Source organism: Aeromicrobium sp. REDSEA-S32_B7 (assembly GCF_001626145.1).
Classification (GTDB): Bacteria; Actinomycetota; Actinomycetes; order Propionibacteriales; family Nocardioidaceae; genus Aeromicrobium; species Aeromicrobium erythreum.
The window spans coordinates 1-12258 of sequence record NZ_LUNF01000028.1 but is presented as its reverse complement, the minus strand read 5'-3'; the positions used below and the strand labels follow the sequence as shown (position 1 = coordinate 12258).

Annotated in this window: 10 protein-coding genes; 5 read left to right on the top strand and 5 right to left on the bottom strand. The window is 70.9% G+C overall.

The features are described 5' to 3' along the window. The 4 genes from A6Q79_RS01830 to A6Q79_RS01815 form a co-directional block, all read right to left on the bottom strand. Window positions 1–709, bottom strand: a 709-nt coding sequence (locus tag A6Q79_RS01830; protein ID WP_317695755.1) for an oxygenase MpaB family protein, incomplete at its 3' end; no start/stop codon positions are given. A 242-nt stretch (window positions 710–951) separates the two neighbouring features. Continuing rightward, window positions 952–3615 carry a dipeptide ABC transporter ATP-binding protein gene (locus A6Q79_RS01825; RefSeq protein ID WP_286689562.1) on the bottom strand — a complete coding sequence of 888 codons (2664 nt, stop codon included), beginning with the start codon at window positions 3613–3615 and terminating at the stop codon, window positions 952–954. Then, on the bottom strand, window positions 3615–4709 hold the full coding sequence (locus A6Q79_RS01820) for an ABC transporter permease (RefSeq protein WP_286689561.1): 1095 nt from the start codon (window positions 4707–4709) through the stop codon (window positions 3615–3617). Before A6Q79_RS01820 ends, A6Q79_RS01825 begins: the two co-directional genes overlap by 1 nt. A gap of 84 nt (window positions 4710–4793) precedes the next feature. Further along, window positions 4794–6350 carry an ABC transporter substrate-binding protein gene (locus tag A6Q79_RS01815; protein WP_286689560.1) on the bottom strand — a complete coding sequence of 519 codons (1557 nt, stop codon included), beginning with the start codon at window positions 6348–6350 and terminating at the stop codon, window positions 4794–4796. Window positions 6351–6618: 268 nt separating this feature from the next. Between A6Q79_RS01815 and A6Q79_RS01810 the strand changes: the two genes are divergently transcribed. The 5 genes from A6Q79_RS01810 (at window position 6619) to A6Q79_RS01790 (ending at window position 11462) form a co-directional block, all read left to right on the top strand. Then, complete coding sequence (locus tag A6Q79_RS01810; RefSeq protein ID WP_286689559.1) at window positions 6619–8241, top strand: GAF domain-containing protein; 1623 nt, start codon at window positions 6619–6621, stop codon at window positions 8239–8241. Between the two features lie 29 nt (window positions 8242–8270). Further along, complete coding sequence (locus tag A6Q79_RS01805) at window positions 8271–8921, top strand: response regulator transcription factor (RefSeq protein WP_286689558.1); 651 nt, start codon at window positions 8271–8273, stop codon at window positions 8919–8921. A 110-nt stretch (window positions 8922–9031) separates the two neighbouring features. Beyond that, window positions 9032–10306, top strand: coding sequence for a serine hydroxymethyltransferase (gene glyA / locus A6Q79_RS01800; protein WP_067853050.1), 1275 nt, complete (start codon window positions 9032–9034; stop codon window positions 10304–10306). Between the two features lie 2 nt (window positions 10307–10308). Continuing rightward, window positions 10309–11127: an SURF1 family protein gene (locus tag A6Q79_RS01795; RefSeq protein WP_286689557.1), complete on the top strand. Its 819-nt coding sequence runs from the start codon at window positions 10309–10311 to the stop codon at window positions 11125–11127. Continuing rightward, entirely contained in the window at window positions 11124–11462 is a 339-nt protein-coding gene (locus tag A6Q79_RS01790) for a DUF3817 domain-containing protein (protein ID WP_067853056.1), read from the top strand. Before A6Q79_RS01795 ends, A6Q79_RS01790 begins: the two co-directional genes overlap by 4 nt. A gap of 3 nt (window positions 11463–11465) precedes the next feature. Here the strand turns inward: A6Q79_RS01790 and A6Q79_RS01785 are convergent. Beyond that, window positions 11466–12258, bottom strand: a 793-nt coding sequence (locus A6Q79_RS01785) for an enoyl-CoA hydratase/isomerase family protein (RefSeq protein ID WP_317695734.1), incomplete at its 5' end; no start/stop codon positions are given.

Below are 12258 nucleotides of genomic sequence, written 5' to 3'. Positions count from 1 at the left end.
CCGTCGGTCTCATGCCGCGCTGGACGCGCTGGCCGTTGCGTCTGCCGTACCTGCCCGTCGCCGAGGCGAGCGCCGTGCGCCGTGCCGCCGCCGTGCTCGCGAGCTCCGGACGGAACGCGGCGAGTGCTGCCTCGAGCTCCGCGACCGTCGTGGGCACGTCGCTCGCCCCGAGCTCGCGGGCCACCACGGCCGCCTCGGCCACGTACGCGTCGCGGCCGGCGGTGTCCAGCGGACGTCGGCCGTACCGGTCGTGCGCCCGCAGGAAGCTGTCGACCTCGGCGACGTGCACCCACCGCAGCAGCTGCGGGTCCGATGCGCGGTAGGGGCGGCCGTCCGGCGCCACCCCGGTGATCGTCTCGTGCACGGCACGCACGCCTCGAATGGCGCGCGTCGCGTCGGCGTCGGTCCCGAACGTGGTCACGGCGAGGAACCCGCTCGTGCGCTGCAGCCGACCCCACGGGTCGCCCCGGAAGCCCGAGTTCTGGTCGACCGCCGCCATCGCCAGCGGGTGCAGCGACTGCAGCAGCAGCGCCCGGATGCCGCCCACGAACATCGACGCGTCGCCGTGCACCGTCGCGATCGCCGAGTCCGGCCCGAACCGGCGCGGTCCGGGAGCGAACATGATCCGCTCGCGCCGGGCCGGGCCCTCGTCGCCCGCCACGCGGGCGAAGATCATCCGCCCCAGCCGGTCCCGCACGTCGAGGTCCATGCCCTCCAGTCTCGCCGAGCTGACGAAGTTCGCACGGGAATCTCCGCTAGGCCCGGAAAGCTCCCCGGGCGAACCGCAGGAAACCGTGTGCGGTGAGAGATTCCCAGGTCGACCTGGGAATCTCCTTGCACGTCAGCCATGCACGGAAATCTTCGATAGGCCCGGAAAGCTCTCCGGGCCAATCACGGGAAACCGTGCCTGGGTGGGAGATTCCCAGGTCGACCTGGGAATCTCCCACGGCGTCAGGCGGTGGGGGCGGCGCGCCGGCGACGCTGCTCGGCCGGGTCGGGCACCGGGACGGCGGCGATGAGGCGCTGCGTGTACGCCTCCTGTGGGCGCCGCAGGACGTCCTCGCGCGACCCCTGCTCCACCAGCCGACCGTGCTGCAGCACTGCCACCCGGTTCGCGAGCGAGTCGACGACGGCCAGGTCGTGGCTGATGAACAGGCACGCGAACCCGACCCGCTGCTGCAGCTCGGCGAACAGCTCGAGCACCGTGGCCTGCACCGAGACGTCGAGCGCCGACGTCGGCTCGTCCGCGATGAGCAGGTCCGGGTCGAGCGCGATCGCGCGGGCCAGGCTGATCCGCTGGCGCTGACCACCGGACAGCTCGTGACCGAACCGCGCCGCGTACGACGCCGGTAGCTGCACCGACTCCAGCAGCGACGCCACCTTCGCGTCGACCTGCGCCGCCGACAGATCCGTCTGCACCCGCAGCGGCTCGGCGATGCAGTCGCCGATGCTCATCCGCGGGTTCAACGACGACGCCGGGTCCTGGAAGACGAACCCGAAGCGCGAGCGCAACGGCCGCAGCCGTGCGTCCGACAGTCCCGACACGACCGTCCCCGACACCGAGACCGTGCCGCTCGTCGGCTGCTGCAGCCCGACCGCCGTGCGACCGATCGTCGACTTGCCCGACCCCGACTCCCCGACCAGGCCGAGCACCTCGCCGCGACGCACCTGCAGCGACACGTGGTCGACCGCCGTGAACGCCGGCTGGCCGAGCCGACCGGCGAACTCCACGACGAGGTCGTCGACGTCGAGCACCACCTCGTTCGACAGGTCGACCGGCTCCGGCCCGTCCTCGCGGCCAAGGTGCGGCACCGCGTCGAGCAGCGCCCGCGTGTACGGGTGCCGCGGCTCGGCGAACAGCCGGTCCACCGGCGCCGTCTCCACCAGACGGCCGCGGTACATCACCACCACCCGATCGGCCACGTCGGCCACCACGCCCATGTTGTGGGTGATCAGCACGATCGCCGTCCCCAACCGGTCGCGCAGGCTCAGCAGCAGGTCGAGGATCTGCGCCTGCACCGTCACGTCGAGCGCCGTCGTCGGCTCGTCGGCCACGATCACGTCCGGGTCGCACGCGATCGCCATCGCGATCACCACCCGCTGCTTCTGCCCGCCCGACAGCTGGTGCGGGTAGTAGTCGACCCGCTGCTCCGGGTCGGGCAGCCCGACCAGCTCCAGCAGCTCCACCGCCCGCGCCCGCGCCTCCTTCCCGCTCACCGACCGGTGCGCGCGGATGCCCTGCACGATCTGCCAGCCGACCGTGCGCACCGGATCGAGCGCCGTCGACGGCTCCTGGAAGACCATCGACACCTCGTCGCCACGGACCGAGCGCAGCTCCCGCTGGCTCCGCCCCACGAGCTCGCGCTCTGGCAGGGACGGATCGCCCGGACCGCTGCCCCGCCCCTCGCCCGACCGCAGCACCGCCGACCCCTCGACCGTCGCGGTCGAGGGCAGCAGCCCGAGGACGGCGCGAGCCGTCACCGACTTGCCCGAGCCCGACTCGCCCACCACGGCCAGCACCTCGCCCGGCGCCACGTCGAACGACAGGTCCCGCACGGCACGCACCCGCCCGCCGTCGGTGCTGAACGAGACCGACAGGTCCGACAACGACAGCACCGCCGCACGGCGCACGTCCGCCGGCACGTCCTCGGCGACCGTCGCTGCGGCGTCGTCGTCGAGCTGGATCTCGCTCTCGGTCCCGTCGCCCGCGCGCGTGCGCAGCAGCGGGTTGAGCACGTCGTTGAGGCTCTCGCCCACCAGCGTCACGCCGAGCACGACCAGCACGATCGCCAGGCCGGGGAAGACGCCGGTCCACCAGATGCCGTTCGTCGCGTCCGGCAGCGCCTTGTTCAGGTCGTAGCCCCACTCCGCCGCCGCCGACGGCTCGATGCCGAACCCGAGGAAGCCCAGACCCGCCAGCGTGAGGATGGCCTCCGACGCGTTGAGCGTGCCGATGATCGGCAGGTTCTGGGCCACGTTGCTGAACACGTGCCGGAACATGATGCGGGGGGTCCGCACTCCTACGACGCGTGCCGCGTCGACGTACGGCTCGGTCTTCACCGACAGCGTCGCGTTGCGGATGACGCGGAAGTACTGCGGCACGAAGATCACGGTGATCGAGATCGCCGCCGACATGATGCCGCCGAACGCTCCGCTCGACCCGCCCGAGAGCACGATCGAGACGACGATGGCGAGCAGCAGCGACGGGAACGCGTAGAGGGCGTCCATGACGAGCACGAGCACGCGGTCGAGCCAGCCGCCGAGGTAGCCCGACACGAGCCCGAGCGGCACGCCCACGACGCTCGAGAGCACCACGGCCAGGGCGATGACGATCATCGCCGTCCGCGTGCCGTACACGACCCGCGAGAACACGTCGGTGCCGCCGACGGTCGTCCCGAACCAGTGCGCCGACGACGGTGCCTGCTGTGCGCCGAACACGACGCCGTCGGTGGTGCGGTCGGCGTCGAAGCCGTAGGGGGCGATCCACGGTGCGAACACGGCGACGACGACGAACAGCAGCACCAGGCCGAAGCCCAGCAGCAGCATGAACCGCTGCAGACCGTGGCTCTGCCGCACGACACCCGGCACGAGACGCTGCACTCCTGCGCGCGCCATCAGAACCGCACCCTCGGGTCGACGAGCGCGACGATCACGTCGATCAGGAAGCTCGCCACGCACACCACGAGCGCGATCACCGTGACGATGCCCTGCACCGCCAGGAAGTCGCGGGCCTTCAGGTACTCCGCGAGCGCATAGCCGATGCCCTTCCACTCGAAGGTGGTCTCCGTCAGCACCGCACCCGCCAGCAGCATCGCGACCTGCATGCCCATCACTGTCACCACGGGCACGAGGGCGTTGCGGAACGCGACCTTGCGGATCACGCGACCCTCGGCCATGCCGCGCGCCCGAGCCGACGTCACGTACTCGGCCCGCATCGTCTGCAGCAGGTTGATGCGCACGAGGCGCAGGAACACGCCACCGGTCAGCAGGCCCAGCGCGAGCGCGGGCAGCAGCGCGTACTGCAGCACCTCCAGCACGTACCGCGGGTCGCCCCACAGGATCGCGTCGACGAGCAGGATGTTGGTGCGCGGTCGGACCTGCTCGAGCGTCAGGAGCGTCGAGGTCGACGCCCGTCCCGACGACGGCCAGCCGAACGGCGTGAACGCCAGCTTCAGGAGCAGACCGACGAAGAACACCGGCGCGGCGTACGCGACGATCGCGAACAGCCGCAGGGCCACGTCGGGCAGCCGGTCGCGGTAGCGCGCCGCCAATCGGCCGAGCGGCACACCGACGGCGAACGCGACGACGAGCGCGTAGAACGACAGCTCCAGGGTCGCCGCGCCGTTGACGCGCAGCACCTCCGAGATCGGCTGGTTGTCGGTCAGCGACCGACCGAAGTCACCGTGCAGCAGGCCCGACAGGTACTCCCAGTACTGCACGAGGAGCGGGCGGTCGAGGCCGGCCTCGGCCTTGCGCTCGGCGATCTGCTCGGGCGTCAGGCGCCCGCCCTGCGCCGCCGTGATCGGGTCGCCGATCACCCGCAGCAGCACGAACACGAGGGTGACGAGCACCCAGATCATCGGCACGACGAGCGCCAGCCGGACGAGCAGGTAGCGCGCCAGCGGTGGCAGGCCCCGACGCGAGCCCGACGGTGCGGCCGGGACGGGGGTGGGCGGCTCGCCGGCGGCGAGCACCTCGGCGGAAGACATGCGGCTCCTCAGGAGTGGAGGGAGGTCGGACGGGCGGGCACGCGAGAGGGGGTGGGTCCGACGGACCCACCCCCTCCTCCTGCGTCAGCCCTTCGACAGGGACGCGAAGCGGAACTTGAACGACGCGTCGAGCGTGTCGTCCACGCCCTCGACGTCGTCGCCGGAGACCGCCACCTGCGAGCCGGTCAGCAGCGGCAGGATCGGCACCTGCTGAGCCACTCGCTCCTGGACCTCGCCGAGCGTCTTCGCCCGGGCCGAGGCGTCGGACTCGGTGCGCTCGGTGTCGAGCAGCTTCGTCGTCGTCGTGTCCTCGTAGTGCGACTGGAGGAAGTTGTTCGGCGCGAAGAACGGCGTCAGGTAGTTGTCCGGGTCCGGGAAGTCCGGGAACCAGCCGAGCTGGTACATCGGGTAGGCGTCCTTGACCCGCTCCTCGGAGTAGGTCGTCCACTCCGTCGACTGCAGGTTGACCGTGAACAGCTTCGTCGCCTCGAGCTGGCGCTTGACCATCGCGTACTCCTGGTCGGAGTTCGAGCCGTAGTGGTCGGGGTTGTACTGCAGGTTCAGCTCGACCGGGGTGGCCACGCCGGCCTCGTCGAGGAACGCCTTCGCCTTGTCGACGTCGGGCTTCTCGCCGTAGAGCTCCTTGAACGCCTCGGTCGCGGCCGTCTGGCCCTCCGGCACGGCCGAGTACGCCGGCGTGTAGGTGCCCTTGTAGACCTGCTCGGACAGCTCGTCGCGGTCGATCGAGCTCGCGACGGCCTGGCGGATCGCCGTCTTCTGGGCGTCGTCGTCACCGGGCATGGTCTTGAGGTTGAAGACGATGTAGCGCAGCTCGCCGCCGTCGCCCTGGTGGACGGTGACGCCGTCGGCCTTCTCCAGGCTGGCGATGTCGGTGGGCGTCAGCGAGCGCCACGCGACGTCGATCTTGCCGTTCTGGACGTCGAGCTTCAGGTTGTTGGCGTCGGCGTAGTAGGTCAGCGTCACCGCGTCGTTCTTCGGCGTGCCGAACGCACCGTCGTAGTCCTTGTTGCGCGTGAACTCGGCCAGCTCGTTCTTCTTGTAGCTGCCGATCGTGTACGGGCCGGAGAAGCCCTGCGCCTTCACGGCCGCGGCGTCGTCGAGCACCTTGTCGGCCGGGTAGGTCTCCTCGTCGACGATCGGTCCCGCCGACGTCGCGAGCACCTGCGGGAACGTGACGTCGTTCGGCGCGGCGAGCGTGAACACGACCGTCGAGTCGTCGCGCGCCTCGACCTTCTTCATGGCGCCGAGCAGCGAGGCCGGGCCGTTGGGGTCGTTGATGTCGACGATCCGCTGGAAGGAGAAGGCGACGTCGGACGCGGTCAGCTCGTTGCCGTTCGCGAACGTCAGGCCGTCCTTCACGGTGCAGACGTACTCCGTGGGCGTCTCGAAGTCACAGGACTCCGCGGCGTCGGGCGTCAGGTCCGTGCTCCCCGCGGGGAAGTTCATCAGGTACTGGTAGGCCTGCGTCTGGACCTGCGTGGAGCCGTTGTCGTACGAGCCGGCCGGGTCGATCGAGACGACCTTGTCGGTGGTGCCGACGAGGATGCCGGCGTCCGTGTCGCCGGTGTTCCCGGCGCCGCACGCCGCGAGCGCCAGGCCGGCGAGAGTCGTGGCAGCCACGGCGGCCGCCCCCCGATGGATGTGCATGCGCTGCCTTCCTGAGCAGGTGTGACCGGGCCGTCGAGGGCCCGGGCGTCGTGTGCTGGCACGCTAGCCGCGTCCGACGGTGACGAGAAGCCCTCCACAGGTTGCGTTTCGGTGACGACCGCGACGTCCGGCGTCATGGTCCGCGTCGTCGTGACTCGTGTCTCTCGTGTCCATCCGGTTCTCGTCAACTCGCCCCACGAAGCCGGTCCCGCCCCTATCCTCGCTCGGGAGGGAGTCGTCCATGCGTGAGTCCGGAGTCGGGGCCGAGCGTCAGAGCCACCTGCTCGACGCGGTGGTCGGGCTGTCCCAGGACCTGTCCTTCGACAACGTGCTGCAGCGCATCGTCGACTCCGCGAGCGAGCTGGTCGGCGCCACCTACGGCTTCCTCGGCGTGCTCGACTCGCCGTCGTCGCACCGCATGGGCACCTTCGCCGTGCACGGACTGGACCAGGAGCACCAGGACCTCATCGGCCGCCTGCCGGAGGGCAAGGGGTTGCTGGGCCTCGTGATCGACCATCCCGAGCCCGTCCGGCTCGAGCACCTCGGCGACCACCCCGAGAGCATCGGCTTTCCGAACCTCCACCCCGCGATGACGTCGTTCCTCGGCGTGCCCATCCGGGTGCACGACACCGTCTTCGGCAACCTCTACCTCACCGACAAGATCGGTGGCGGCGGCTTCACCGCGGAGGACCAGGAGGTCGCCGTCACCATCGCGGCGGCCGCCGGTGTCGTCATCGAGAACGTGCGTCTCTACGAGGAGAGCGAGCGGCAGCGTCGCTGGCTGAGGGCCACCACGGAGGTGGCCAACGCGCTCCTGCGGCCCATCTCGCGCCAGGCCACCAGCCAGCTCATCGTCGACCGCATCTGCGAGGTCTCCGAGGCCGGGGCCGCCGCTCTCGTCGTGCCGACCGAGGAGCACCTGTTCGTCGTGGCGGCGTCCACCGGCATCGAGCCCGACCCGAGCGGGCACCACGTCGACATCCCGTTCCTGCGCGAGGTCGTCCGCACGCACGCCCCGGTCGTGCTCGACGACGTCCTCGACGACACCCGCATCGACGACGAGACGCTGGCGGCCTTCCCGGGCCTGCAGGCCGTGCAGGCGCACCCGCTGCACTTCGACGACGGCACCGCCGTGATCGTCATGGGCTGGTTCGCCGAGCAGCCGCCGTCGTCGTGGAGCCTCGACCCCGAGCTGCCGTACGGCTTCACCCAGCAGGCGGCGCTCGTCATGCAGGTCGTCCGGGCGCGCGAGTCGCAGGCGAAGCTCGCCATCCTCGAGGACCGCGAGCGGATCGGTCGCGACCTGCACGACCTCGTCATCCAGCGGCTGTTCGCGATCGGCCTGTCCCTCGACAGCATCTCCTCCTCGGTGACGCCGCAGGTCGGCGAGCGGCTGTCCGACGCCGTCGACGGCCTCGACCAGACCATCAAGGAGATCCGGCGCACGATCTTCGACCTCAGCTCGCCGTCCGTGCCCGCCAACCTGCGCCTCGAGATCGACGCGATCGTCGGCGAGGCGGAGCGGATGCTCGGCTACCGTCCGGTCGTCGACACGCACGGCCCCGTCGAGAGCGTCGTGCCCGACATCGTCGCCGAACAGCTCACCGCCGTGCTGAAGGAGATGCTGTCGAACATCGTGCGGCACTCCCACGCCGGCGAGGTGACGATCGACCTCGACGTCACCGACGGCATCGTGCTCACCGTCACCGACGACGGGCTGGGTCTCGACCCCGAGCAGCCCTTCGGCAACGGCCTGCGCAACATGCGCCACCGGGCGCAGAACCTCGGAGGTACCTGCGAGTTCTCCGAGCCCTCGCACGGCGGTCTGCAGATACGCTGGAGCGTCCCCCAGGAGATGTCGTGACGTCCGCGACGGAAGGTAGTGAACCTGTCATGTCCGAGCCGATCCGGATCTTCCTGCTCGACGACCACGAGATCGTGCGCCGCGGCATCCGCGACCTCCTGGAGGCGCAGGAGGGTCTGACGGTCGTCGGCGAGGCCGGCACGGCCGCCGACGCGCTGTCGTCCATCCCCCGTCTGCTCCCCGACGTCGCCGTCCTCGACGCGCGTCTGCCCGACGGCTCGGGCATCGAGGTCTGCCGCGACGTACGGGCCGCGCACCCCGAGGTCAACGTCATCATCCTGACCTCCTTCGACGACGACGAGGCCCTCTTCTCGGCGATCATGGCCGGCGCCGCCGGCTACGCGCTCAAGCAGATCCGCGGCAACGACCTCGTCCAGGCCGTCCGCCAGGTCGCGGCCGGCGGCTCGCTGCTCGACCCGGCGGTCACGGCGCAGGTGCTCGAGCGCATCCGCAACGCGCCCGCGCCGAAGGACCCGCTCGCCGAGCTGACCCCGCAGGAGCGCAAGATCCTCTCGCTCATCGGCCAGGGCATGACCAACCGCCAGATCGCCGCCGAGATGTACCTCGCCGAGAAGACGGTCAAGAACTACGTCTCCCAGCTGCTCTCCAAGCTCGGCCTGCAGCGCCGCACCCAGGCCGCCGTGCTCGCCGAGAAGCACGGGCTCGCCGGCGACGCCTGACCCCCACCCGCGGTCCCCCCGTTTCGTGGGGTTGGCGACGGCTTCTCGCCCAGAAACCGTCATCAACCCAACAGAACGCGGGGAGGGGACGGCCGACTACCCTGGTACCCATGGACCACAACCAGTCGCTCGCCTCGTTCGACCCCGACGTCGCGCGTCTCCTCGACGCCGAGCTCGCCCGTCAGCAGACGACGCTCGAGATGATCGCGTCGGAGAACTTCGCGCCGGTCGCCGCGCTCGAGGCGCAGGGCAGCGTCCTCACCAACAAGTACGCCGAGGGCTACCCGGGCAAGCGCTACTACGGCGGCTGCGAGGTCGTCGACGAGGTCGAGCAGATCGCGATCGACCGGTTGAAGCAGCTGTTCGACGCCGAGTACGCGAACGTCCAGCCGCACTCGGGCGCCAGCGCCAACGCCGCCGTCCTGCACGCCATCGCGCGCAAGGACGACACGATCATGGGTCTGGACCTCGCCAACGGCGGGCACCTGACGCACGGCATGAAGATCAACTTCTCCGGGCGCCTCTACAACGTGGTCCCGTACCACGTCGACGACTCCGGCCTGGTCGACATGGAGGAGGTGCGCACGCTCGCCCGTGAGCACAGCCCCAAGGTCATCATCGCCGGCTGGTCCGCCTACCCGCGCCAGCTCGACTTCGCCGCCTTCCGCGCGATCGCCGACGAGGTCGGCGCCTACCTGTGGGTCGACATGGCGCACTTCGCCGGTCTCGTGGCCGCCGGCCTGCACCCGTCGCCGCTGCCGCACGCGCACGTCGTGTCCAGCACCACGCACAAGACGCTCGGTGGGCCCCGCGGCGGTGTGATCCTGTCCAACGACCCCGAGATGGTCAAGAAGCTGCAGTCCGCGGTCTTCCCGGGCCAGCAGGGCGGTCCGCTCGAGCACGTCATCGCCGCCAAGGCCGTCGCGTTCAAGATGGCGCTCGAGCCGGAGTTCAAGGACCGTCAGCAGCGCACCATCGAGGGCGCGCAGATCCTGGCCGAGCGTCTGCTCGCCGACGACGCCCGCAAGGCCGGCATCCAGGTGCTGTCCGGCGGCACCGACGTGCACCTCGTCCTCGTCGACCTGCGCGACAGCGAGCTCGACGGCCAGCAGGCCGAGGACCGCCTCCACGAGGTCGGCATCACCGTCAACCGCAACGCGGTGCCGAACGACCCGCGTCCGCCGATGGTCACGTCGGGCCTGCGCATCGGCACGCCCGCGCTGGCCACCCGCGGCTTCGGCGCCGAGGAGTTCCGTGAGGTTGCCGACGTCATCGCCGAGGCGCTCACGCCCGGCGACCTCGACGTCGAGGGCCTGCGCAAGCGCACCACCGCCCTCGCCGAGCGGTTCCCGCTGTACCCGCACCTCACGCCGTTCACCTCCTGACCGTGCCCGAGCCCGCCGCAGCCACCAGCCCGCCGTCGACGGCGCGACTGTGGCTGCGGCTCACGCCGCTGCACCTGTTCGCGGTCGTCGCCGTCGCGCTGTGCGTGGCCGGCGGGTTCTGGCAGCTCGGCGCGTACGAGTCGCGCCAGGGCGACGCCGTGCGAGAGTCGGCCGCCGCCGCGCCGGCGCCGATCGAGCAGGTCTGGGGTCTCGGACGTCCGTTCGCAGCAGACCTGCAGGACCGCCGGGTCACGGTGCAGGGACGGTTCGCCCCCGCCGACCAGCAGGTGTGGGTCCGCGGCGAGATCAGTAGCGGTCGCACCTGGCTCGTGGCGCCGTTCCTGGTCGACGGGTCCGACGGCGCCCTCCTCGTCGTGCGCGGCTCGAGCGACGCCCCGGGCGCGCTGCCGCCGGTGCCGTCCGGTGACGTCAACCTCGGCGTGGTGCTGCAGCCGAGCCAGGGCGGCGGCCTGCCCCTCGACGCCGACCGCGTCACGACCTCGATCACGACGCCGTCGCTGGTCAACGAGCTGCCCTACCGGCTGTGGTCGGGATACGGGCTCGTGCAGGAGTGGACCGCGTTCGCCGGATCGGGCGACCCCACCCCCGGCTTCGGCGCGCCCGTCGACCCGCCCGACCCCGACGTGTCGTGGACGGTCGGGCTCAAGAACCTCGCCTACGCGCTGCAGTGGTGGGTCTTCGCGGTGTTCGCCGTCGCGCTGTGGTGGCGGATGTGTCGCGACCAGGTCGAGGAGGCGCGGGAGCGACACACGACGGCGCGTCAGGCCGACGACCACCCCGTCGATAGCCTGACCCCGTGAGTCGCATCGCTGTCGCCTACCGGGTGCTCGCCTGGGTCGTGGGCGTGAACCTGCTCGTCGTGTTCGCCGGGTTCTTCGGCAAGATCTTCACCGACGAGGGCTCCTGGTGGAACCGTCACCAGGACGTCTTCCTCGTCATCGACCAGGTGCACGGCTTCCTGTTCATGGCGCTGCTCGTGCTGGTCGCGATCCTGGCCAGCCGGCACCGCTGGTCGCCGACGTTCACGATCACGACGATGCTGCTCGCCACGATCCCGTTCGTCAGCTTCTGGGCCGAGCGCCGCACCACGCGGGTGCTGCGCGCCGAGCACGACGGCCTCGCCGCGCCCCGCTGAGCCTCAGCGGCCGGTGAAGCTGGCCCGACCGGGGCCGTCCTGCAGGAACGACTCCATGCCGTGCTGCAGGTCCTCGGTCGCGAACAGCGCCGACGCGATCTGCGTCGTCACCTCGTTCGCCCCGGGCACGCCGCCGGTCTCGTAGGCGCGCAGGATCCGCTTGGCCGCGCCGAAGGCCTGCGTCGGACCCACCGCGACCTGCCGCACGACGTCGAGCACCGCGTCGTCGAACCCGTCGACCGGGAGGACCCGGTTGACCACGTTCCAGCGCTCGAAGGTCGCGGCGTCGAACAGCTCGCCCGTGAGCACGACCTCCTTGGCCCGGCCGACGCCCGCACGCTGCGCGAGACGCTGCGTGCCGCCCATCGTCGGGGTCAGGCCGATGACCCGCTCCACGAGGCCGAACTTCGCCTTCTCGCTGGCAAGCACGACGTCGCAGGCGAGCGCGACCTCCAGCGCCCAGGTGAGCGTCAGCGCGTGGGCCGCGAAGAACGTCGGGACGTCGAGCGCCGCGATGCGGTCGGGCAGCTCGAGCATCCGGTCGTAGAGGTCCTTGGTGTCCTCCTGCGTCTTCCGGGCGTGGAACTGGGCGACGTCGACCCCGCCGGAGACCAGCTTGCCCTCGGCTCGGACCAGGACCGCTCGGGGCAGGTCGGCCTCGACCGCGTCGAGCGCGGTGTCGAACGCGTCGTGCAGCTCGAGGGAGTACAGGTTCACCGGTGGGGCGCTGAACGTCACGACGGCGATGTCGTCGACGCGGGATCGACGACGTTCGAGGTCATGCACACCCCAGGGC

Coding starts and splice junctions, on each gene's coding strand:
- A6Q79_RS01825 (WP_286689562.1), bottom strand. CDS start 3,615: ATGGCGCGCGCAGGAGTGCAGCGTCTCGTGCCGGGTGTCGTGCGGCAG.
- A6Q79_RS01820 (WP_286689561.1), bottom strand. CDS start 4,709: ATGTCTTCCGCCGAGGTGCTCGCCGCCGGCGAGCCGCCCACCCCCGTC.
- A6Q79_RS01810 (WP_286689559.1), top strand. CDS start 6,619: ATGCGTGAGTCCGGAGTCGGGGCCGAGCGTCAGAGCCACCTGCTCGAC.
- A6Q79_RS01805 (WP_286689558.1), top strand. CDS start 8,271: ATGTCCGAGCCGATCCGGATCTTCCTGCTCGACGACCACGAGATCGTG.
- glyA (WP_067853050.1), top strand. CDS start 9,032: ATGGACCACAACCAGTCGCTCGCCTCGTTCGACCCCGACGTCGCGCGT.